Below are 23710 nucleotides of genomic sequence, written 5' to 3' on the forward strand. Positions count from 1 at the left end.
CCCTTCCCTGACTCACTCGGCCTGGAGGCCATCAAAGTGACCCGTACTCCCAAGATCGTGCTGCTGACCCTGGCCGTTTCGGCCGCGCTGGTCGGCTGCGGCAAGACTGAAACCCCGGCCAAGGACGCCACCGCCTCCACGCCGGCTGCGGCCGAAGCCACCCACTACACGCTGGACGAGAGCAAGCTGCCGGCCTACAACGCCTTCCAGCCCAGCGACCTGGATGCCAGCAAGGACGCCTGCGGCGCCTTCGGCGACTACGTGAACAGCAAGTGGCTGGCCGCCAATGAAATTCCGGGCGACCGCACCAGCTGGGGCGCGTTCACCATCCTCGACGAGCGTTCGGTGGCCGTGCAGCACCAGCTGGCTGAACAGGTCGCGCAGGTCAAGAACCCGAACCATATCGAGAAGATCGTCGGCGACCTGTGGGCCACCGGCATGGACGAAGCCAAGATCAATGCCCAGGGCATCGAGCCGCTGAAGGCCGACCTGACCGCGATCGACGGCCTGCAGGACAAGGCGGCCATCGCCAACTACCTGCGCAGCAGCGCCGCCAAGGGCGACAACGTCCTGTTCGGCTTCGGCGCCGAAGCCGACTTCAAGAATTCGGCCGTGAACATGGCCTACGCCAGCCAGGGCGGCCTGGGCCTGCCGGACACCACCTATTACACCGATGCCAAGAACGCCGACAAGCTGAAGGCCTACCAGGCGCACGTCGCCAAGGTGCTGGAACTGTCCGGTGTCGCCGCCGCCGATGCGGCCAAGCAGGCCGAGGAAGTCGTCAAATTCGAGACCCGCCTGGCCAAGGCCTCCAAGTCGCGCGTCGAGCTCTCGCGCAACGTCGAGCTGTTCTACAACCCGGTCACCCTGGCCGACGCCGACAAGCTGACCCCGAACTTCAGCTGGACCGAGTTCTTCAAGTCGCAGGGCGTAGCCGCGCCGGAGAAGTTCTCGCTGGCCATGCCGGCTTTCCATGAGGAAGTGAGCAAGGCGCTGGGCGACACCGATCCGTCGGTGTGGCGTGCCTACCTGCGCTTCCACACCGTGGACAGCGCCTCGCCGTACCTCGCTGACGCCTTCGTGCAGGAGAACTACGAGTTCTACGGCAAGACCCTCAACGGCCAGAAGGAACAGAAGCCGCGCTGGAAGCGCGTGCTGGGTACGATCGAGAACGATGCCGGTGAAGCCTTCGGCCAGCTGTACGTGAAGGTAGCCTTCTCGCCGGAAGCCAAGGCGAAGATGGAAGAGCTGGTGAAGAACCTGGCCGCCTCGCTGAAGGAACGCATCCAGGGCCTGAGCTGGATGAGCGAGGAAACCAAGGCCAAGGCCATCGCCAAGTGGGAAACCTTCACCCCGAAGATCGGTTACCCGGACAAGTGGCGTGACTGGGCGGGCCTGCAGACCCAGCGTGACAGCTACCTGGGCAACGTGCGCGCCGCCAACGAGTTCAACTACAAGTTCAACCTGTCCAAGATCGGCAAGCCGGTGGACAAGACCGAGTGGGGCATGACCCCGCAGACGGTCAATGCCTACTACAACCCGCTGCAGAACGAGATCGTGTTCCCGGCCGCCATCCTGCAGCCGCCGTTCTTCGATCCGAAGGCCGACGACGCGCTGAACTACGGTGGTATCGGTGCGGTGATCGGCCATGAAATGACCCATGGTTACGACGACCAGGGCGCGCGCTTCGGGCCGACCGGCAACATGGAAGACTGGTGGACCCCGGCTGACAAGAAGAACTTCGAAGGCCTGACCGGCAAGCTGGTCAAGCAGTTCGACCAGTACAAGGTCGACGGCCAGGCCGTGAACGGTCACCTGACCCTGGGCGAGAACATCGCCGACCTGGGTGGCCTGGCCACTGCCTACGACGCCCTGCAGAAGGCCACCGCCGGCAAGGAAGACCCGAAGGTCGACGGCTTCACCCGCGACCAGCGCTTCTTCTTCAACTGGGCCACCGTGTGGCGCACCAAGTACACCCCGGAAAACGCCAAGGTCCGCCTGGCCACCGACCCGCACGCCCCGGCGCAGTTCCGCGCCATGGGTGCGCCGTCGAACCTGCCGACCTTTGCCGCGGCCTTCCAGTGCAAGGCCGGATCGCCGATGGCCCGCACCGGCGAGCAGCAGGTGGTGATCTGGTAAGCCCTGGCTGACGCTGCGGCAGACCTGCAAAGGCCCGGGAATTCCCGGGCCTTTGTTTTTTGGCGGTACCTCACATGTCACCCACGCATGGCGTGGATCTATGGATGCCGGTGTCCTGCGAAAGCGGTGTGATGCGTGCATGCCGCGCCCATGCCCGGCTTGCTATAGTGCGCGCGCCCTCAATCCATCACGGATTCGTTCCACATGCCCAACTTCCGTCCGCTTGCCATCGCCCTGGGCATCAGCCTGGCGACCCTGGTCCCGACCCACGATGCGTTCGCCGCCGCCAAGAAGAAGGCTGCACGCGCCCCGGCCGTCAGTGCCCAGTGCAGCGACTTCTACGACGCCACCAACGCAGGCTGGCTGAAGGCCAACCCGGTGCCGCAGACCGGTGCCACCACCGCACTCGGGCAGCTGGTTGATCGTAGCCGCCAGCAGCAGCGCGAACTGCTCGACGCCGCGATGAAGTCGCCGCAGGGCAACGTGCAGAAACTGCTGGGCGACTTCTGGGCCAGTGGCCTGGACGAAGCCGCCGTGGAAGCGGACGGCTCGAACCCGATCGCCCCGTTGCTGACCCGCATCAACGCCATCAAGAAGGCCAAGGATGTGCCGGCATCGATCGCTGCGCTGCATCAGGTCGGTATCCCGGTGGCCTTCAACTTCGGCCCGGATGTCGACCTGAAGGCGCTGGACCGCCATATCGGCTACTTCATGCAGGGCGGCATGGGCCTGCCGGATCCGGCGTTCTATACCCGCACCGACGCCGATACCGTGGCCCTGATGGGCCGCTACCGCAACTACGTCAAGCAGATCCTGGCGCTGACCGGCACCCCGGCCGCCAAGCTGGATGCCGAGTCGCAGGCGGTGATCGCGCTGGAAACCGAGCTGGCACGCAATGCGCAGTCGCTGGCCGGCATCAACAACCCGTTCAACAACTACGCGCCGATCTCCACCAAGGAGCTCAACAGCCGCTACCGCAACCTGCAGCTGGATGCCTTCCTGAAGGCACAGGGCGTGGACGACGACCTGGTCTCGCTGGCCGACCCGGGCCTGTTCAAGCAGCTGGACGGCATGGTCACCAAGCTCAAGCCGGACCAGTGGAAGGCCTACCTGCGCTGGCGCGTGGGCGACTCGATGGCGCCGTACCTGTCCAAGGCCTATCGCGACGCAGAGTTTGAGTTCCGTGGCCGCGTGCTGCGTGGCGAAACCCTGCCGCCGCAGCGCTGGGAAGATGTGCTGGATGCGATCAACGTGGCCGCCGGCCCGATGGTCGGTCGTGAGTACGCCGCCCGCTACCTGTCTGCCGAAGACCGCCGCCAGGCCGCGTGGATCGTCGACAAGGTGCGCGAAGTGCAGATCGAGGCGGTCAAGAACAGCAGCTGGATGAGTGCCGAGGCCAAGACCGAAGCACAGGCCAAGCTGGCCGCGCTGAAGATCGAGATCGGCACCCCGCTGCGCGATCTCGACTACACCGTGCAGCCGATGGGCCGCGGCTCGTTCGGTGGCAACATGCTGATCGCTTCGACCTGGCGTCATCGCGAAGAAATGCGTCGCATCGGCAAGGGCAACGCCGACCGCCGCTGGGACGTGCTGCCGCAGCAGCCGTCGCTGGCCTACGACCTGGCGCAGAACCGCCTGATCGTCACCGCCGCGATCCTGCAGGGCCCGGTGTTCAATGCCAAGGCCGATGCGGCTGACAAGTTCGGCAGCTTCGGTGGTCTGGTCGGCCACGAGCTGACCCGAGCCATCGATGCCAAGGGCGCGCTGGTGGACGCCAAGGGCGAACTGCGCAGCTGGTGGACTCCGGCCGACAAGACCGCCTGGACCCTGCTCGGCAACCGCGTCGCCGCGCAGTACGGCGCCTACGACTTCCCGGGCGTGAAGGGCGCCAAGGTCAACGGTGCGCTCACCCAGGAAGAGAACCTGGCCGACATCGCGGGCCTGGAACTGGCCTGGGCGGCCTACGTCGCACAGGAGCCAAAGGCCAAGCAGGCGCAGCAGCAGGGCTTCTTCCGTGCCTGGTCGGCGCTGTGGGCACAGCAGCTGTCGCCGAACGAGGCCGTACGCCGCCTGACCGCCGACATCCGTGCACCGGGCGTGTGGCGCAGCAACGGCACGCTGGCCAACCTGCCGGCCTTCGGTGCCACCTTCAGCTGCAAGGCCGGCCAGCCGATGCAGCGCAGCGAAGCCGACCAGATCAAAGTCTGGCGCTGATCGTGCGGCTATAGCGACAACAGGAAAAGGGCGCCTTCAGGGCGCCTTTTTCCTTGTGCTGCCCCGTCCTGAATTGGGTTGACACCTTTTCCCTCTGGAAAAGGAATGTTCAATGAAATCAACAATCAGGCGCAGCCAGCGGGATTACTCGCTGACCTTCAATCAGTCGGCAGGCGTTCTGTCAGACTGGACGCCGTCATCAGCGGCGACACGCTGTCGATGCCACGGCACAGGCACTGGTGAGCGATTGCCGTACGCCAGCCGCGGATCGTTACCCGCAAACTGCACCATTTGATCGAACCGAAGCTACAGGCGGTGGGCATCGCCCTGGGGCGCGACCGCGTGTCTGAGGTGTTTCAAGAAGCACGCCTGTTGGTGCCAACAGATCCGTTATCACAAGACCACCGACAGCCATCATCGCTTCCGGAGGCATCCGAACCTGCTCGAACCGGACGAAGGGTGCGTGACACCCACCGGTATCGAACAGGCATGGGTAGCGGATATCACCTATCTGCCGTCGCAGGGGAAATTCGTGTAACTGAGCCTGATCACGGATGCATGGTCACGCAAGATCGTGGTCTGGAACGTGCATGAAACGCTGCAGACAGAGCAGGTAGCTCAGGCACTGGAGATGACATTGAAAGGAAGAAAGACACAGCAGAAGCTGATCCATCACTCTGATCGCGGCATCCAGTACTGTTCGGACTACTACCAGAAGATCCATGCGCGGCAACGCTGAGCGCCCCACCTGTGCCTTAAAGTGCAGACGCCCGATGCGATGCATCGGGCGTCCTTGGCCGCCTGCCGGCGGCCGGACCATCCCCCCCCGTAGATGTCAACCTATGGTAGGCCGGGTCATGCGAGTCACTCCAAAAAAAGGACCCCGGCATTGCCGGGGCCCAATTCATCTCATGGAGAGGTCGACACGTGACTACGATCAGAAGTCGTAGGACGCACTGACACGGACCGAACGCGGTGCGCTGAAGAACGTGCCCATACCGTAGGTGTTCGACACGGTGTAGGGAGCATCCTCATATACCGCATCGGTCTGCACGGCACGACGCTGATTGAGCACATTGAAGACATCCAGACCGAAAGCCAACTTGTGATCGGCAAACGCAGGGCGATACATCACACCCAGATCCACGCGCGTGGTCCATGGCGTACGGCCGGCATCACCCGGGCGCGACGGCGTGCCACCACAATAGTGATACGCCGCATCGTAACCCAAAGGATCGCTTTCATCGGTGCCGTAGTAGCCCAGGCAGCTCTTCGGCATTCCAGACATGACACGCAGGGTCGCCGACGCCGACCACTCGTCATTGAACATGTATGCACCATAGCCCTTCAGCTGGTGGCGCCGGTCGTTGGCGAGGTACCCGCCCGCGTATTCCATCAACGCCCCAGCATCCCAGTCCTGCGTCTTGGAAACATCATCCTGTCCGATGTCCGACTTCACCTGGCCTTCGGTGTTGCCGAAGTTGCGCGACCAGGTGTAGTCCAGGCGGCCATACCACTTGTCACTCAGCGGGTGCTCGATGAACAGGTCCACAGCAATGTAATCGCGCTTGGCCTTCTTGTTCCCGAAACCCCAATCTGCCGAACTCATCCGTACCGGCGTATAGCCCGAACCATCGGCATGCTTGAGCATGATGGTGTTCGTCTTGCCGGGATTGAAGATCACGCAACCTGGGATCACCAGATCGCTTGAATCAACACCCATCGCGTCCAGCTTGTCGATGATGCGGTCCGAGTCACAGGTGTCGTCGATAGCTGACTGCAGGCGGCGATAGGTGAATTTAGCACCGGAGTTCCAGCGCTCACCCAGCGTCTTCTCGAAACCAAGAATGAGTTCGTCCTGGTACTGCGACTTCAGGTCTGTTGGAGCTACCGACAGCGGATCCGGGGTCTGGCCGTACTCGTTGTTGGACGACACGGGGCCCGGGCCAAGCGCGGTGAGGCCCGTCGGAACACCGTTCTCATCGATACCGCTGTAGGCAAAGTACTCGCGGGTGAAGGTCGATGCCGAAGCACCGCGAATGGCCACGCTGTTCGGAAGTGCCAGGTAGTAGCGACCGAGATTGGCGAACAACTTCAGCGACGAATCGCCGAACACGTCCCAGCTTGCTCCAAGGCGCGGCGCCCACTGATCGCCACTCTCCACATAGGGCCTGGCATCACTGTTGTAGTTGGTGAACTTGTCGTTGCGGACGCCGATGGTCAGCAGCCAGTTCGGCGTGACTTGCCAGCGATCCTCCAGGTAGTAGGCCTTCTGCTTGACTGACATGCTGGTGGTCGTGGAGAGGATGTACTTCTGCACGAAGTAGCCATCACCTGGCGGTGGCGCGATGTCGAAGCGCGGGCTCGGCGATTCGCCGGGTTCGACACGGCCATAGATCCACGCATAGCCGGGGCCCGTGACCTTCTGGCCTTCGTTGTGCCCCTGGTAATACATGTTGTCGATACCACCGGTCAGCTCGTGGTCACCGATGCGATACTGCAGATCCAGTCGCAAGCCGCGAGTCTTGCTGCCCGCATCTGCAGCCTTTTCATAGAGCTCAGGCTGGCTGTTGCGGATGGGACGCCCACCCGTGATGGCCGGGTCCTGGTTACCCGGGGCACTGAGATAGGGGATGCCGGACGAGGCAGGGTTGGATTCCAGGTTGATCTGCTTGCTGCGTCCCCAGACCGCGCTGAGGGTCAGGTCATCAGTCAGGTAGCCGGTGTACTTGAAAATATCGAAATCGTCCTTGACCTTCGTGGTGTTCGGGAAGGTACCGGTGCGATCGCCTTCGGTCAGGTCGTCGTACTCGAACGACCGGTAGTAGCCACCAGTGCGATCGGTGTTCTGCACACGTGTGTACTCAAGGGTATTGCTGTCGTTGATGTTCCAGTCGATCTTGCCATAGAACTTTGGCGTGTCGATCGTGTAGTGGTTGCGAACCTGTTGCGAAGCCGCCGCACTGTTCGTCGACACGCCTTCCGTACGGTCCTTCTCGGCGGCCAGATGGATGAACAGGCGATCCTCGATCAACGGGCCACTGGCATAACCGCTGTAGGTGGTGCGAGTCGCGGCATCGTCCTTGCGGTAGCGATAAAGGCTGCCACGTAGCGAGTCCTTGGTATAGGCATAGCCTGCAGGCAACTCGCGGTCCGGATACATCACCGTCGCTGCGGAGGCGGCCAACGAGTCAGGTGCCCACGTAGCTTGGACACCAAAATGCCATTCGTTGGTACCGCGCTTGCCCAGCTGATTGATCACGCCACCGGTGGAGCGACCATAGCCGGCACCGTAGCCGCCCATGTAGGTTTCCTGCTGGTCGATCGAGCCATAGGGCAGGCTGACACCACCGAGGTTGCTGAGCGGGTTGGAGGCGTTGAAGCCATTGAGGTAGTAGGCGTTCTCGGTAACGCTGGAGCCACCGAACGACAGCACCGACCGCGAACCATTGGTAAAGGATCCACTGCCAGACACCACGCCCGGCGCCAGCAGCGCAATGGCTTCGGCGCTACGGCCCAGGGGCAACACGTCGAGTTGCTCGGAGGTGATCACCGACTTGGAGACAGTATTGCTGACGTCGATCTTCGGCACGTTGGCCGCAACAACGTTCACAGTGCCAAGCGTAGTTGCTCCGGCCGCACCGCCGCCAAACGACACCTCGGTGCCACCGCCTACCCTCAGCAGCACATTCTCACGTCGCTCGATGGTCTGGCCATCACGCTGCTGGGTAATGGTGTATTTACCCACTGGCAAGGAACCTAGATTGTAGCGGCCGCTGCTGTCGACGGTCGCCGACCGGGTCAGGCCCGTGTCACTCTGCACGACGATGGTGGTACCGGCAGGCGCATTGCCAAACAACGAACCGGTCGTGCTCTGTGCCGCGGCGGCGCCAATGAAAGACGTCATGACCACCGCCAGCGCGGTGCGCTTCAACCTTGTGACGTGCTTGCTGCTGCTCATTGAGTTTCCTTGATTCGACGGAGATCAGGCTGCTGTTGCAGAAGCGCTGCACAGAAGCGACGCTCCTGTTTCAGCTGAACCAAATATTAATTTCCCCAATCCTCAATTTGCAATGCCAGCTGAACAAAAACAACCAATTGAAATTAAAAGAGAAATTTCGATACAAACGTGAACTCCGTTCACGTTCTGTTTGAAAATTAGCGACTTGGCTTCCAGATTGCAGTCTCCATCAACGGTGCGTGATGCCCCGGCGTGGAGATCCCGGGTTAACACCCGGCGTGCTATCGCTGCGGCTTCGTCCATCGCGGAGCCCCGACATGGCGCACAAGAACACGATCTGTGTCTGGTACGACAATGGCGCACTCGAAGCCGCCACCTTCTATGCCAGCCTCCTGCCAGACAGCGCAGTGACCGCCGTGCATCACGCCCCCGGTGACTATCCCGACGGCAAGGAAGGCAACGTGCTGACCGTCGAATTCACCGTCTGTGGCATCCCCTGCGTCGGCCTCAACGGCGGCACCGCGTTCAAGCAAAGCGAAGCCTTCTCTTTCCAGATCCAGACCGAAGACCAGGCCGAGACCGACCGCCTGTGGGATGCGATCGTCGGCAACGGTGGACAGGAGAGCCAATGCGGCTGGTGCAAGGACCGCTGGGGCATCTCCTGGCAGATCAGCCCGCGCATGCTGATCGAAGCGGTGACCAGCAAGGACAAGGCACTGGCCAAGCGCGCTTTCAACGCAATGATGCCGATGAAGAAGATCGACATCGCCACCATCGAAGCGGCAATCAAAAAAGGGGACGGGGGGGATTAAGTCGTTTCTCCCCATGTCCTGTGCGCAGATGCAGATTGCGACTTAATCCCCTCCGTCCCCTTTTCAGAGGTGCTGATGACCTGGGATGCGATCGTCGTTGGTGGTGGCCACAACGGCCTGGTCTGCGCGGCCTATCTGGCGCGCGCCGGAAAGAAGGTGCTGGTGCTGGAACGTCGTGGCGTTCTCGGCGGTGCCGCAGTCACCGAGGAATTCCATCCCGGTTTCCGCAACTCGGTGGCGTCGTACACGGTATCGCTGCTGCAGCCGAAGGTAATCGACGACCTGCAGTTGCATGCCCATGGACTGCGCATCGTCGCGCGTCCTGCCAACAACTTCCTGCCGTTGCCTGATGACCGCTATCTGCTGTCAGCACCCGGTCGCACCCAGGCCGAGGTGGCGAAGTTCTCCGAGCGGGATGCGCAGCACTTGCCCGCGTACGAGGCACGCCTGGAGATCTTCGCCGACGTACTGCGCGCATGGGCCCTGCGCGCGCCGCCGGACCTGGGTGCAGCAGGCGGTTGGCGCGCCCTGCCCGCCCTGTGGCAGATGGGCCGTCTCGGTCGTGAACTGGCGACGCTGGATGCCTCGCTTCGGCAGGAACTACTGGACCTGTTCACGCTGTCGGCCGCCGAGTACCTGGACCGCTGGTTCGAAAGCGAGCCGATCAAGGCCCTGTTCGGCTTCGATGGCATCGTCGGCAACTACGCAAGCCCGTATACACCGGGCAGTGCCTACGTACTGCTGCACCACGTATTCGGCCAGTGCAATGGTGTGAAAGGTGCGTGGGGCCATGCGATTGGTGGCATGGGCGCGATCAGCCAGGCGATTGCGGCCTCGGCACGCGAGGCCGGTGCGGAACTGCGCATGGAGGCCGGGGTGCAGCGCGTGCGGATTGAACAGGGCCGCGCGGTGGGCGTGGAACTGGCCAACGGCGAAATCCTGCGCGCACGCGCGGTGGTCGCCAACGTCAATCCGAAGCTACTGTACGAACAATTGCTGGAACCAGCACAGGTACCCAACGCAACGCGCGAACGCATGGCGAACTGGCGCTGTGGTTCGGGCACGTTCCGGATGAACGTGGCGCTGTCGCGGCTGCCGGATTTCAGCGCCCTGCCCGGCCCCGGCGATCACCTCAGCGCCGGCATCATCATGGCCCCCAGCCTGGACTACATGGACCGCGCCTGGCTGGATGCACGCCGCGACGGTTGGTCGCGCGAACCGATCGTGGAAATGCTGATACCCAGTACGCTGGACGATTCACTGGCACCGCCCGGGCAGCATGTGGCCAGCCTGTTCTGCCAGCACGTGGCACCGGTGTTGCCTGAGGGCCGCCATTGGGATGATCACCGGGAAACCGTGGCCGACCTGATGATTGCCACCGTTGAACGGTATGCGCCCGGCTTCGCCGACAGCGTGCTCGGTCGGCAGGTACTGTCACCGCTGGATCTGGAGCGGATCTTCGGCCTGGTCGGTGGCGACATCTTCCACGGCGCACTAAGTGCCAACCAGCTGTTCTCGGCACGGCCGATGGTCGGCCAGGCCGGCTATCGCGGCGCCCTGCCCGGCCTGTACCTGTGCGGTGCGGGCACCCATCCCGGCGGTGGCGTCACCGGTGCGCCGGGGCACAACGCCGCGCAGGTGGTGCTGCAGGATCTGTAGAGGTGTGCCGACCAACGGTCGGCACCTACAACATCTACAGCGTGCCAACCAAGGTTGGCACCTACCCGCGTGGGACAAGGTGTGCCGACCAACGGCCGGCACCTACAGCGTCAAATGATCCCATTCAAAGCGTGCCAACCAAGGTTGGCACCTACAGCGTCAAATGATCCTTCGGATCATTTGACGCTGCGCAGGTGGTTCGGGCGATTCGGCGGGCCGGGGGGGCGGCGCTTGTTGAACGGCGGCTGCCCGCGCCAGTAGCGGATCAGCAACCAGCCGAACAGCATGCCGCCCAGGTGCGCGAAATGGGCCACGCCGGGCTGCCAGCCGGTCATTCCCAGCACCAGCTCGCCCACACCGAACAGGATCACAAAGGTCCGTGCCTTCATCGGGATCGGCGGGAACAGCAGCATCACCCGCTGGTTGGGGAACAGCATGCCGTAGGCCAGCAGCAGGCCAAACACGCCGCCGGAGGCGCCCAGCACCGTGGCCGGGTTTTCCAGCAGCGTGCCCACCAACAGCTGGCAGACGCCTGCACCGGCCACGCACACCAGGTAATACAGCAGGAAGCGCTTCTCGCCCCAGGTCTGCTCCAGCGGCGCGCCGAACATGAAGACCGCCAGCATGTTGAAGAACAGATGGCCGAAGCTGCCATGCAGGAAGCCATAGGTCAGCAGCTGCCAGGGCTGGAAGTTGCCGCCCGGCGAGAACGCATCGAAGCCCTGCTGCAGCGGTTGCAGCATGAACGGCTCGAAGGTCTGCATGCCGAGCAGGAACGGCTGCTGCAGCAGGAACAGGATCGCGTTGGCGATCAGCAGGGCCTTGGTGACGGTTGGCAGTCGCGGGAACATGGGAGCACCGGCATGGAACGGCCTCCATCATAGCCGCAGCACCGTGTCTTGTTGGCGACCGGCAGGCGCGGCCCGTTCAGTCGCCAGCGGTGCTCAGCCCGGTCCCCACACGGCGGCATCCAGTGCCGCCGCCGGATCAGCCGCCGGCATCCGCACCCGGCCGTTCTCCACCACCACGCCCTCCGCGCGCAACCGCTGCGACTGTTCGCGCCAACCGGCCGAACCTTCCTCCATGGCAATACGCCCATCCGAGCGCAGCACGCGATGCCAGGGCAGGTCCGGGTCGTCGTTCTGGCCCAGGATGCGCGCGGTCAGGCGTGCACGCCCGGGCAGGCCCGCGCGCATCGCCACCTGCCCGTAGCCCATCACCTGCCCCGCCGGGATCGCGCGGATCACTGCCAGGATGCGCGCACGCGCCTGCTCCGGCGTCAGCGCCGCAGGCGGGTTACCAGCAGTACGCCGATCAGCACCAACACGGTGCCGGCGATCTGCGCCGGCCCCATCGGTTCGTCGAGCAGCCATAGGCTCATCACGATGGTGGAAACAGGGCCCAGCATACCGACCTGCGCGGCCAGCGACGAACCCACGCGCTGCACCGCCAGCATGATCGCAAGCACCGGCAACACCGTGCACACGGTGGCATTGACCAGCGACAACCACTGCACCGGCGCCGGTGCCTGCCACAACAACGGTAGCGGATGGGTAACCGCGAAATGCAGCAGCACCAGCACGCTGGCCACGCAGCTGGCGTAAGCGGTCAGCCGCACCGCGCCGATGCGCGCGACCACCTGCCCGCTGCCGAACAGGTACAGCGCATAGCTGAGCGCACTGCCCAGCACCAACAGGCTGCCAACGATGATCTGCCCACCCTCGCGCTGCAGGTCATGGCCGAACGCCAGCAGCACGCCCAGATAACTCAGCACCAGCGCGCCGATCTGCCATCGGCCCGGCCGCTGGCGCGCCAGCAGCACGTTGATCAGCAGCACCAGGGTCGGGTTCAAGTACAGGATCAGCCGTTCCAGCGTCACGCTGATGTACTGCAGGCCCTGGAAGTCGAGCAGGCTGGACAGGTAGTAGCCGGTGAAACCCAGCCACAGCACGCGGGCACGGTCGGCCCAGGACAGTGGTTCGGCCCGGCGCGCGGCCCACAGCGCCATCAGTACGAACAGCGGCAGCGCCATCAGCATGCGCAGGGCGAGCAAGGTGGTGGCATCAACGCCGTGGCGCAGGCCGAGCTTGACGATGATCGCCTTGCCGGAAGCAGCGATGGCGCCGATCGCGGCCAGGCCGATACCCCCCAGCGCGATGCGAGGAGAAGCGGTGGCGATACGGGAAGTGGGGCTGGACATCAGGACGACGGCGGGCCGCGTGGAGCGGCCCGGGAAGGCGTGGGGCGGCCATTGTCGCATGGGGGCGGCCAGTGCCCGCCTTGTAGAGTCGAGCCATGCTCGACTGTCTTTCCACCGCAGTCGAGCATGGCTCGACTCTACAAAGAGCGACGGCCGAGCATGGCTCGGCTCTACAACGGCCCGGGTCAGCGCATCAGCACCACTTCCTCGGCAGAAGTCGGATGGATCGCCACGGTGTCGTCGAACTGGGCCTTGGTCGCGCCCATCTTCACCGCCACCGCGAAGCCCTGCAGGATCTCGTCCGCCGCTTCGCCCAGCAGGTGGATGCCCACCACCCGTTCGTCCGGGCCCGCGCAGACCATCTTGAACAAGCTGCGCTGGGTACCATTGGCCAGCGCCTGCAGCATCGGGCGGAAACGGCTGTGGTAGACGCTCACCTGGTCGAAGCGCGCGCGCGCTTCTTCTTCGCTCATGCCCACCGCACCCAGCGGCGGGTGCGAGAACACCACGCTGGCCACATTCTCGTAGTCCATCTTCGACTGCGGGCGGCCACCGAACAGACGATCCATCAGCCGCCGCGACGCCGCCACCGCCACCGGGGTCAAGCCGACCTTGCCGGCGATGTCACCCACCGCGTGCACGCTCGGCACGCTGGTGGTCTGCCATTCGTCCACCTGCACCTGCTGGTGTTCGCCGATGCCGATGCCAAGCGCTTCCAGGCCGAGGTCACGACTGTTGCCGCGGCGACCGGTCGCGAAGAACACTGCGTCGAACACGTTGTCGAGCGGGCCGTCATGACCGAACGCACGCACGCGTTCGCCATCGCGCTGCAGCTCGCGCAGACGGTAGTCGAAATGGATGCGCACGCCCTGCTGCTTCAGGTTCTCGGCCAGCTGGTCGGTCAGCTCGTAGTCGAAGCGCTCCAGCAGCCGCTTGCCGCGCACCAGCAGGCTCACGCGGCTGCCGAGCGCCTGCAGCAAGCCAGCCAGTTCCACCGCGATGTAGCCACCGCCGATGATCGCCACCTCGGCCGGCGCGGCACGCAGGTCGAAGAAATCGTCGGAGACCAGGCCCAGTTCCGCGCCGGGAATGTCCGGACGCAACGGGTGTGCGCCGGTGGCGATCAGGATGTGCTCGGCGCTGTAACGCACGCCATCGCTGCAGGCCACGGTGTGCGCATCCAGTAGTTGGCCGCGTGCCGGAATGCGCACTACGCCGGTTTCGTCCAGGCGCTTGTGGTAGCTGGTATGGATGTTGCTGATGTAGGCTTGGCGATGGATCACCAGTTCCTTCCACGACAGCGCCGGACGCGCTTCAACATCGAAGCCCATCGCGCTGGCCAGGCCGATACGCTCATGCAGGTCAGCCGCCAGCCACATCGCTTTCTTCGGCACACAGCCAACATTGACGCAGGTCCCGCCCAGTTCACCAGGCTCCAGCATCGCCACGCGCTTGCCGTGCTGCGCAGCGCGGATCGCGCCGGCCAGGCCGGCGGAGCCACCGCCAAGGACGATCAGGTCGTAATCATAGGATGCAGTGCTCATCGGAATCGCTCGGGTCGGTAAGGGGCAGGATCGATCGCTGGCGTGCGGCCGCAGACGAGATCGGCGATCAGCTGGCCGGTGCCGGCGCTCATGCTGATGCCGAGCATGCCATGCCCCGCTGCAAGCCAGACGTGAGGATGTGCGGGCGCACGGCCGATCAATGGCACGTCGTCCACGCTCATGGGGCGCCACCCGCACCACTGCTCCTGCAGCTGCGCACCGCGTGGCGCGCGCAGGTAGTGGTCGGCGGCCTGCTGCAGGGCCTGCAGGCGGGCCGTGCGCAGCTGCGGGTCGGCACCGGCGAACTCCATGGTGCCGCCCAGTCGCAACGCCTCGCGCCAGGCAATCACGAACACGGAATGGTCCTTCAGCACGACTGGACGCTGCGGCACCTGCTCCGGTCGCGACCAGGTAAGCGAATAGCCCTTGCCGGGCTGGATCGGCACGCGCAGGTCCAGTTGCCGTGCCCAGTCGCGCGACCACGGGCCGGTGGCCAGCACCAGCTCACGCGCCCGCACGACCTGCCCGCCGACCTGCACACGTACCCCTTGTGCATCGTCGCTGAAACCCTGCACGTCCAGGCATTCGTCGATCACCACGCCCTGTGCGCGCAGCACACGCGCCATTTCCGCGGTGTAGCGGTCAGGCCGCAGCTGCGCATCACCGGGAAAGTGGATCGCACCGGCAAGGCGATCATGGAAGGCCGGATTGGCACGCGCATAGTCGGCCCCCTCGATGCAGTACGTGGCAATGCCCTGCGCGGCCAGTGCTTCGCATTCGGCTGCGTGGTGATCGAAGTTGCGCGTGTCACCGAACACATAGTCCAGCCCGCGGGTGTCGAACTCACAGTCCAGTGCATGCATCTGCACCCACTCGGCCAGGCGCAGCCGGGAATCATTCAGCAGCGCAGCGCGGGCGCGCGTGGCCTGCAGCCAGTCGCGGGCATTGCAGCGTGCGCCGAACTGCAGCAACCAGCGCCACAACGTTGGATCCAGCCGCGTGCGCACGTACAGCGGCGCGCGTGGATCAAGCATCCATCGCAGCGCGCGCAACGGTATGCCAGGAGCCGCCAGTGGCGGTGCATGGCTGGGAGTCACAGTGCCGCAGTTGCCGTGCGACGTGGCCGCGCCGATGCGCCCACGGTCGATCACCCGCACCTGCCGCCCCTGCGCGCGCAACGCGAGCGCGGCGGCCAGGCCGATGGCACCGGCGCCGACCACGATGACATCCTCGCGCGCGCCCTGCATCGATCAGCCCAGCCCAGCCCCGCGCCGCATCGGCGGCCACTGCCGGTAGGTCATCGCCCGCCACAGCCATTCCATCGGCCCGAAGCGGAAGCGCCGCAGCCACGCGTGCGAAATGCCCACCTGCACAGCGAACAGCAGTAGTGCGAACAGCAGCTGCACGCTGCGCGGCATCACCTCGAACCATCCCAGCCCGTAGTGATAGAAAAGCAGCGTGCAGAACAGCGACTGCGCCAGGTAATGGGTCAGCGCCATGCGCCCGACCGGCGCCAGCCACGCCAGCCGCGTGCGCCAGTGCACGATCCACGCCAGATAGCCCAGGCACATCGGCAGGCCGCCTATGGTCACCAGGCCCATCGCCGCCGTCACCGGCAGGTCATAGGCGCCCGGAGCCAGATAGGGTTTCCAGGCAACTCCGATCAACGTGACCAGCAGGCCCAGCGGCAGTGCAATCCAGCGCAGTGACGCATACAGGCGCGGGACGCGTTCCGGCGCCGCCAGCGCACCACTGGCGGCGAACCAACTGCCGATCAGGAACATGCCCAGCACTTCCGGACCGGTGATCAGCAGCGCACCCATTGACGATCCGAACTCGTGCAGGCGCTGCACATTGGCCTGCATCCAGCTGCCCTGCCCATAGACCTGCCGCTGCAGATCGATGCCCTGCTGCGCTTCGGCGAGCATCTTCTGCACGTCCTCCGTCGAGGCCATCGACACCATCGCGCCGACCAGCAGCATCATCGCCGCGCCGCCCAGGTAGACGATCACGCCCATCCACGGCAGCCAGCTGCGTGGTGCCTCGCGGCAGGCCAGCAGCGGCAACGAGATCAGCGCATACATCACCAGGATGTCGCCGGACCAGACCAGCAGCGCGTGGCAGAGGCCGATCAGCAGCAGCCCGGCGCTGCGGCGCAGGTAGAACGGGGTGAAGTCGCGTCCAGCCACTTCGGCGCGTTGCGCCATCACCGCAAAGCCGGCACCGAACAGCAGCGAGAACAGGGTGAAGAACTTGCCCTGCACGAACACGTAGACGAAGGCATCGGCCCAGTAGTCGATGCCCTGCCAATGCACGTCGATGCCGGTGAACGCCAGTTCCAGCGGACCGCTGAAGGCCTCGATGTTCATCAGCAGGATGCCCAGCAACGCGGCACCACGCAGCACGTCCAGCACGGCGATGCGTTCGCCGGAGGCCATCGGCTGCAGGGAAGGAGAAACGGCGTTCACGGGGCATCCGTCAGGCAGGTCCGCCATTATGCCGCCGGCCCACACGCCATGGATGCCCGCGCCGTGTTCCAGAAACGCAACGGCCCGCCGAAGCGGGCCGTTGCTGCCATCACGATCGCACTGCGATCAGTGCTGGTGGCCGCCGTCGCCGTGGACGTGGCCGTGGTCGATCTCTTCCTGGCCGGCTTCGCGCACATCAACGATTTCGACGTCGAAGTGCAGGTCCTTGCCAGCCATCGGGTGGTTCAGGTCGACGTCGACCACGCTCATGCCGACCTTCTGCACGGTCACCGCACGCGGGCCGAAGTTGGTCTGCAGCACGACCTGCTGGCCCGGAGCCAGCTTGGTGTTGCCGAAGTGCTTCTTCGGCACGCGCTGGGACAGGCCCTCGCGGCGCTCGCCGTAGGCATCGGCTGCGTTGACGTCGACGCTGAAGGTCGCGCCGGCTTCCTTGTCCATCATGGCGTTTTCCAGGCCCGGGATGATGTTGCCGTGGCCGATCAGGATCGCCAGCGGCTCGCCGCGGTCCTTGGACGATTCGATCGGCTCCTGGCCGACTTCGGAAACGGTGTAGTGGAAGCGGACAACGCGGTCTTTTTCGATCTTCATGCGCAACTCTGTCTGGATCTGCCGGAGGCAGGCGGGTTGGGGCGGGTTGTCGCCCGGCGGGGACGCCGCCATCATGACGGCCAATCCAAGGTGGCGCATTATCCGGAGATCATGCACATCACGCCAGTTTCGTCCGGCCCCCGCCGGTTCCTCGCCCCGGCCCTGCTGCTGGTCCTGCCCCTGCTGATGACCGCCTGCGGCGGCGGCAAGGCCACCCGTCCCGCGCCACCACCGCCAACCGCAAACTGGCCGAAGACCGTGCCGGACAATCCCGAGGCCGCCAACTCGGTGCTGATGCGAGCCATCAGCCTGGTCGGCACCCCCTATCGCTATGGCGGCAATACCCCCGACTCCGGCTTCGACTGCAGCGGCCTGGTCGCCTACGTCTACCGCGAGATGCTGGACCTGAAGCTGCCACGCACCTCGCGCGATCTGGCGGCGGTACAGGGCCCGAAGATCGACCCGCAGCGTCTGGCCACCGGCGACCTGGTGTTCTTCGGCAGCCGCGGCAGCGTCACCCATGTCGGTATTTATGTAGGTGAAGGTCGTTTCGTGCACGCGCCAAGCACCGGCGGCACCGTGCGCCTGGACTCGCTCAGCGGCCCCTACTGGAAAGACCACTACACCGGCGCGAAACGTGTCCTTCGCTAAAATGAACAGGCGATATGTTCAAAACTGTGACGCACATCACCCTGAAACTAACGGTTTTCTAACGGAATTTTTAACTTATTGCCGCTTTTACAGGGCATGATGCCCCATCGTTTTTTTCCTGTGACCGACGCGTGACGACTGACGACCTGAAAAGCGAAGGCCAGACTTCCGTATCTTCACGTAGTGCCCGCCCGCTGTTGCTTGGCCTGGCACTGTGTCTGACCAGCCTTCCGGCCTGGTCGCAGACTGCTCCGAACCGTTCCGATGTGACCCCGGCCCCGGTGGCCGAGAACACCACCCGACCGGCCGCCAAGGCCGAGGCTGCCGCTCCGCAGCGCAGCCGCGTCGATGCCGCCGCCAGTGCCACGCTGGCAGCCCTGCTGCCGCACCTGGCCGCCAATGACACCATTCCGCTGATGGACCGTTCGGCCGTGGTGGCCGGCGACCTCAGCCGTCTGCTCGCCAACTACGACACCAGCAGCGCCGCCAATGGCAGCGTTGTCGGTACCGCGGCCGACAACGGCAAGGTGCAGTCGCTGCTGCGCCGCGCGATGACCCTGCTGGGCACCCCGTACCGTTGGGGTGGCAGCAACCCGGACAGCGGTTTCGACTGCAGTGGCCTGGTCGGCTATGTGTTCCGTTCGGCCCTGGGCATCGAGCTGCCGCGCGTCTCGCGCGAGATGGCCCACGATGACAACGCCGAACTGATCAACGACCGCACCGCGCTGGCTGCCGGTGACCTGGTGTTCTTCGGGCGCAAGGGCCGTGTTGACCACGTCGGCATCTATGTCGGCGACGGCCGCTTCCTGCACGCGCCGAGCTCGGGCAAGGACGTCCGCGTGGACACCCTGCTCAGCGGCTACTGGGGCAACAAGTTCATGCAGGCCCGCCGGGTCGATCTCTGACCTGACCGGTTGGCGCTACCGCGCCGCCTGACACGAAAAAGCCGCTGCCCTGCAGCGGCTTTTTTGTTGGGCCTGCGTACGGTGGATACCTGCCAACCCTGGTCGGCACTGCCTTCATCCACGCATGGCGTGGATCTACTGTGGCTCCGCTCCCTACTGACCTTTGGTGGGGTGCCGAGCTTGGCCGGCACCGCCTCCGTCCACGCATGGCGTGGATCTACCAGGTGCCCGCCTCGGCCGGCACCGCGCCAGCCATTTCCCAAACGAAAGGCCCGCCGGTCAGGGCGGGCCTTTCATCTCCACGCAGCCTCAGGCGCGTGGCGGTGTTGGATCAGGATCGTCCACACCCACATTGCTGGACGGGTTGTCATACACCGCCTGGTCCAGCAGCCCGGTTTCCTTGGCCACGATCACCGGCACCAGCATCTGGCCCGTCACATTGGTCATCGTGCGCATCATGTCCAGGATGCGGTCGATGGCATACAGGTAGCCGATGGTCTCCAGCGGCAGGTTGGCTGCGCTCAGCACCACCGTGGCCATGATCACCGCGGTCCCCGGCACGCCGGCCGTACCGAAGCTGCCCAGCACCGAGGCGATCAGCACCACCACGTACTGCTCCGGGGTCAGCGGCACACCGCTGTACTGCGCGATGAACACCGCGCACAGCGCCGGGTAGATCGCGCCGCAGCCATCCATCTTGATGCTGGCACCCAGCGGCACCGCGAACGAACCGTAGTCCTTGTTCACGCCCAGGTTGTGGGTGATCGAACGCAGCGCCACCGGCATCGCGGCGAAGCTGGACGAGCTGACGAAGGCAACCTGCATGCCCGGCGCCGCGCCACGGAAGAACTTCAGCGGGTTCAGGCCGTGCGCCAGCAGCAGTGCGCTGTAGACCACCACGATGTGCAGGGCGCAGGCCACGTACAGCGCCAGCACGAAATGCCCCAGCGGCAGCAGCTTCTCGAAGCCGTAGCTGCCGACCAGGCCGGCGATCAGGCCGAAAGTACCGATCGGGGTGACTTCCAGCACGAAGCGGGTCACCTGGATCATGATGTCGCTCATCTGGCCGACCAGCTTGCGCGCCTCGGTCACCTTCTCGCCCAGCTTGACGATGGCAAAGCCCACCAGGCCAGCGAAGAAGATCACTGGCAGGATCGAGCCGCGACCGGCAGCCAGCACGGTTTCACCGGCCGCATTGACCTTGGTGCCGATGCCGGACAGCGCGTAGAAGACATTGGCCGGCACCACGTCCAGCAGCACCTGCACCACGCTGGGCACTTCGCGCGGCACGTAGTTGCTGGCCATCGACAATTGCAGGCCACCGGCGCCGGGCTGCAGCACGGTACCCACGCCCAGGCCGACGCACACCGCCAACGCGGCAGTGATCACGAACCACAGGAAGGTGCGGCCACTGAGCGCGGCGACCGACTTCTGGCCGTGCAGCGACGAGATTGCGTTGATGACCGCGAAGAACACCAGCGGCACGGCGATCATCTTGATCAGGGTGACGTACAGCTCGCCGAGCGGGCCGAACCACGTTTCCGCGGCCGGGCCGAGCGCCCAGCCGGCCAGCGCGCCGAGCACGAAGCCACCGACCACGCGCTGCCAGAATGGAATCCGCAGCCAGGCAGAGACCAGCTTCATAGGCAATCCAGAGGGGAAGGAAGGGATGCTGGCACGATAGCCCAAGGCGGCCCGCGGAACGACCGTCCGGCCGGCAAATCAGTGTGTCATCGGCGTGCCTTGCGAGGGCGGGCATAATGAACGTCCCGTTACAGTTTGTGAGATCCCAGCGTCCATGCGCCGTTCCGTCTCCCTGTTGGCCGCCTGCGCCACCACCCTGCTGCTGGGCGCCTGCGCCAGCACCGCCCCCGCGTCCGCCCCGGCCGGCCTGAAGGTCGCCGTCGCCCCCGTCGCCCATCCGGCCGGCGAGACCCCGCAGTGGTGGTACCGCAGCGGCGCCGCCCAGGCCGCCGCCAACGGCGCGATGTCCGGCAAGGCCAAGAACGTCATCCTGTTCCTCGGCGACGGCATGAGCCTGACCACCGTGGCGGCCTCGCGCATCTACGAAGGCCAGCAGAAGGGCGGCTCGGGTGAAGAGAACCTGCTGTCCTGGGAGCGCTTCCCGGCCACGGCGTTCAGCAAGACCTACAACACCGATTCGCAGACCCCGGATTCGGCCGGCACCATGACCGCCATCACCACCGGCGTGAAGACCCACATGGGTGCGATCGGCGTCAGCGCCGGCAGCCGCACCGACTGTGCCGACAGCCTGTCCAAGGGCCTGCTGACCTGGCTGCAGCTGGCTGACAGCGCCGGCCTGGCCACTGGCGTGGTGTCCACCGCACGCCTGACCCACGCCACCCCGGCCGCCACCTACGCGCACTCGCCCGAGCGCAACTGGGAAAACGACACCGACCTGACCGAAGCCGCGAAGGCGGCCGGCTGCAAGGACATCGCCCAGCAGCTGTTGTCGACCTCGCGCTATGGCCGTGGCCCGCTGGTCGCCCTCGGCGGCGGTCGCGGTGAATTCACCACGGTGGAGGAACGCGACCCGGAGTACGACGACAAGGTCGGCCAGCGCCTGGATGGCCGCAGCCTGGTCCAGGAATGGCAGCAGGCGCATCCGCAGGGTGCCTACGTGTGGAACAGCAAGCAGCTGGCAGCGGCCGCCAATGCGCCGGCCATCCTCGGCCTGTTCGAACCTGACCACATGCGCTACGAGTACGAGCGCCCGCAGGATCCGGGCGGTGAGCCGAGCCTGGCCGAACTGACAGCGGCAGCCATCAAGAATCTGGCCAGGCACCAGGAAGGCTACGTGCTGATGATCGAAGGCGCGCGCATCGACCACGCCAACCACAGCGGCAACGCCTACCGTGCCCTGACCGAGACCGTGGCGCTGTCCGACGCGGTGCGCGTGGCCAACGAACTGACCTCGGCCGATGACACCCTGATCATTGTCACCGCCGACCACTCGCACACCCTGAACTTCGTCGGCTACCCGGCGCGCGGCAACCCGATCCTGGGCAAGGTGAAGGACAAGGGCGGCGAAGATGGCGCCGGCAAGCTCGACTACGCGCTGGACGGCACCGGCCAGCCGTACACCACCCTGAGCTACGCCAATGGCCCGGGCCATACCGGCAGCAGCAACCAGCAGCCGGCCGGTCCGAAGCGTTACCCGCACAACCCGAGCAGCTTCGAACCGGCCAACGGCCGCCCGAACCTGCGCGAGGTCGACACCGAGCATCCGGACTACATGCAGGAAGCACTGGTGCCGATGAAGTCCGAGTCGCACGGCGGCGAAGACGTCGGTATCTGGGCACGCGGCCCGGGCAGCAAGGCGATCCGCGGCACGCTGGAACAGAACGCGATCTACCACATGATCGTGCAGGCCACCCCGGCCCTGCGCGAGCGCCTGTGCCAGGCCGGCACCTGCGACGACAAGGGCGTGCCGGTACAGCTGCCGGCGCCGACCGCGTTCGAGCGCAAGGCCGAGGCCAAGTGATCGTGCGGCAGGCCTACCCTGCTCCTGCCAGCGGCCGCTTCGCGCGCTCGCTGGTCCTGCTTGGCGTGCTGGTCAGTGCCAATGCAGCGGCACAGGCACCGGCGTGCAAGCTGCTGACCGACGAACACGGATTGTGGCCGCTGCCCAACTGCGAAGTGGTCGATCACCGGCCGAAGATCAGTGCCGACACCTTGAAGGACCTGAATTACGACGACCATGGCCTGGCCGTGGTGTACGCCGACCAAGGCTTCCACTATGTCAACCGCAAAGGCCGCAGCCTGCCGGTACTGACCTGGGACAACGGTCCGGAAACGCCGCAGGAAGGCCTGCTGCGCGCCCGCGTAGGCAACCGCGTGGCCTACTTCGATCTGAAGTTCCGCCAGGTGGTGCCCGGCACGTTCGATTTCGGCTGGCCGTTCCAGGATGGCGTGGCCGAGGTCTGCAATGGTTGCCGTCGTGGTACGCCGGATGCCGATGGCCACACGCCGATGGAAGGCGGAGAGCGGTTCCGGATCGACCGCTCGGGCCGTCGGGTGAAGTAGGTTTTTCGGCAGGGCTGCGCCCTGCACCTGCTGCAAGCCAGAGCAACAGCAACAGCAACAGCCGAAGCGGCTCTGGATTTCTGTGAGTTGGGTGGGGCGGTGTGGGTGGGCAGGACCGTTGGCGCCATGGATGGCGCCATCGAGCCCCCAGGGATGGGTTTACGGCGTGTCCTGCCCACCCACACCGCCCCACCCCCGACAGTTTCCCGATGACGGTTGGTAGATCCACGCCACGCGTGGATGAAATCCGTCAGATATCGAAATAAATCGGGGTCAGATCCGTTTTCCTGCGGAAAACGGATCTGACCCCAAGAGCATTTCCGACAGATCGCGAATATCTGTCGAAGGCGGGATGGGTCCGGTTGCGGGAGTGTCCGCGGCATGGATGCCGCGGCCAAGCCCCCATGGATGGGTTTACGGCGTCTCCCGCAACCGGACCCACCCCGCCAACCCTCAGGAACCCCGCTTCTGCTGTTGCTTCGGCTGTTGCTGTTGCTTGTA

General features: G+C 65.1%; 17 protein-coding genes and 1 pseudogene. 9 read left to right on the forward strand and 9 right to left on the reverse strand.

Features of this window, described 5'->3' with window-relative positions; genetic code table 11:
• Positions 1-36: 36 nt before the first annotated feature.
• From SriyCCGPB3_RS15360 to SriyCCGPB3_RS15370, 3 genes and pseudogenes are all read left to right on the forward strand, one after another.
• Entirely contained in the window at positions 37-2139 is a 2103-nt protein-coding gene (locus tag SriyCCGPB3_RS15360; RefSeq protein WP_164161518.1) for a M13 family metallopeptidase, read from the forward strand.
• A 204-nt stretch (positions 2140-2343) separates the two neighbouring features.
• Entirely contained in the window at positions 2344-4353 is a 2010-nt protein-coding gene (locus SriyCCGPB3_RS15365; protein ID WP_110713029.1) for a M13 family metallopeptidase, read from the forward strand.
• 161 nt (positions 4354-4514) lie between these two features.
• Positions 4515-5083, forward strand: a pseudogene (locus SriyCCGPB3_RS15370) (transposase); the annotation flags it as partial.
• Between the two features lie 207 nt (positions 5084-5290).
• Here SriyCCGPB3_RS15370 and SriyCCGPB3_RS15375 read toward each other — a convergent pair.
• Positions 5291-8314, reverse strand: coding sequence for a TonB-dependent receptor (locus tag SriyCCGPB3_RS15375; protein ID WP_110713032.1), 3024 nt, complete (start codon positions 8312-8314; stop codon positions 5291-5293).
• Between the two features lie 317 nt (positions 8315-8631).
• On the opposite strand from SriyCCGPB3_RS15375, the gene SriyCCGPB3_RS15380 reads away from it, so the two are divergent.
• Together SriyCCGPB3_RS15380 and SriyCCGPB3_RS15385 are read left to right on the forward strand one after the other, a co-directional pair.
• Positions 8632-9126, forward strand: a complete 495-nt coding sequence (locus SriyCCGPB3_RS15380; protein WP_350260379.1) for a VOC family protein — start codon at positions 8632-8634, stop codon at positions 9124-9126.
• A 75-nt stretch (positions 9127-9201) separates the two neighbouring features.
• The gene (locus SriyCCGPB3_RS15385; protein WP_350259473.1) at positions 9202-10785 is read left to right on the forward strand and encodes a phytoene desaturase family protein; all 1584 of its coding nucleotides are present in this window, start codon (positions 9202-9204) and stop codon (positions 10783-10785) included.
• Positions 10786-10961: 176 nt separating this feature from the next.
• Here SriyCCGPB3_RS15385 and SriyCCGPB3_RS15390 read toward each other — a convergent pair whose 3' ends face one another.
• From SriyCCGPB3_RS15390 to SriyCCGPB3_RS15420, 7 genes are all read right to left on the reverse strand, one after another.
• Positions 10962-11636, reverse strand: coding sequence for a rhomboid family intramembrane serine protease (locus SriyCCGPB3_RS15390; protein WP_008267505.1), 675 nt, complete (start codon positions 11634-11636; stop codon positions 10962-10964).
• Positions 11637-11729: 93 nt separating this feature from the next.
• A complete protein-coding gene (locus SriyCCGPB3_RS15395; RefSeq protein ID WP_223846496.1) occupies positions 11730-12068 on the reverse strand; it encodes an MGMT family protein in 339 nt (112 codons plus the stop codon).
• Positions 12065-12985, reverse strand: a complete 921-nt coding sequence (locus tag SriyCCGPB3_RS15400) for a DMT family transporter (RefSeq protein ID WP_093999804.1) — start codon at positions 12983-12985, stop codon at positions 12065-12067. The genes SriyCCGPB3_RS15395 and SriyCCGPB3_RS15400 overlap by 4 nt, the downstream gene beginning before the upstream one ends.
• Positions 12986-13170: 185 nt before the next feature.
• Positions 13171-14529, reverse strand: coding sequence for a glutathione-disulfide reductase (gene gorA / locus SriyCCGPB3_RS15405; protein ID WP_350259474.1), 1359 nt, complete (start codon positions 14527-14529; stop codon positions 13171-13173).
• Positions 14526-15776 carry an FAD-dependent oxidoreductase gene (locus SriyCCGPB3_RS15410; protein ID WP_350259475.1) on the reverse strand — a complete coding sequence of 417 codons (1251 nt, stop codon included), beginning with the start codon at positions 15774-15776 and terminating at the stop codon, positions 14526-14528. The genes gorA and SriyCCGPB3_RS15410 overlap by 4 nt, the downstream gene beginning before the upstream one ends.
• Before the next feature lie 3 nt (positions 15777-15779).
• Positions 15780-17024 (reverse strand): DUF418 domain-containing protein, encoded by a 1245-nt coding sequence (locus tag SriyCCGPB3_RS15415; RefSeq protein WP_153855799.1) that lies wholly within the window; start codon positions 17022-17024, stop codon positions 15780-15782.
• Between the two features lie 99 nt (positions 17025-17123).
• Positions 17124-17606 carry an FKBP-type peptidyl-prolyl cis-trans isomerase gene (locus tag SriyCCGPB3_RS15420; RefSeq protein WP_110713041.1) on the reverse strand — a complete coding sequence of 161 codons (483 nt, stop codon included), beginning with the start codon at positions 17604-17606 and terminating at the stop codon, positions 17124-17126.
• A gap of 111 nt (positions 17607-17717) precedes the next feature.
• Between SriyCCGPB3_RS15420 and SriyCCGPB3_RS15425 the strand changes: the two genes are divergently transcribed.
• Both SriyCCGPB3_RS15425 and SriyCCGPB3_RS15430 read left to right on the forward strand, forming a co-directional pair.
• Entirely contained in the window at positions 17718-18257 is a 540-nt protein-coding gene (locus SriyCCGPB3_RS15425) for a C40 family peptidase (protein WP_110714359.1), read from the forward strand.
• 131 nt (positions 18258-18388) lie between these two features.
• Positions 18389-19162, forward strand: coding sequence for a C40 family peptidase (locus tag SriyCCGPB3_RS15430; RefSeq protein ID WP_014038011.1), 774 nt, complete (start codon positions 18389-18391; stop codon positions 19160-19162).
• A 309-nt stretch (positions 19163-19471) separates the two neighbouring features.
• On the opposite strand, the gene SriyCCGPB3_RS15435 is transcribed toward SriyCCGPB3_RS15430, so the two are convergent.
• Positions 19472-20806: a dicarboxylate/amino acid:cation symporter gene (locus SriyCCGPB3_RS15435; RefSeq protein WP_006381938.1), complete on the reverse strand. Its 1335-nt coding sequence runs from the start codon at positions 20804-20806 to the stop codon at positions 19472-19474.
• Positions 20807-20960: 154 nt separating this feature from the next.
• Here SriyCCGPB3_RS15435 and SriyCCGPB3_RS15440 point away from each other — a divergent pair, with 154 nt between their 5' ends.
• Entirely contained in the window at positions 20961-22667 is a 1707-nt protein-coding gene (locus SriyCCGPB3_RS15440) for an alkaline phosphatase (RefSeq protein ID WP_350259476.1), read from the forward strand.
• Positions 22664-23209, forward strand: coding sequence for a WG repeat-containing protein (locus SriyCCGPB3_RS15445; protein WP_164080556.1), 546 nt, complete (start codon positions 22664-22666; stop codon positions 23207-23209). Before SriyCCGPB3_RS15440 ends, SriyCCGPB3_RS15445 begins: the two co-directional genes overlap by 4 nt.
• Positions 23210-23710 lie beyond the last annotated feature (501 nt).

Origin of the sequence: Stenotrophomonas riyadhensis (genome assembly GCF_040256885.1) — a bacterium.
Taxonomy (GTDB): Bacteria; Pseudomonadota; Gammaproteobacteria; order Xanthomonadales; family Xanthomonadaceae; genus Stenotrophomonas; species Stenotrophomonas riyadhensis.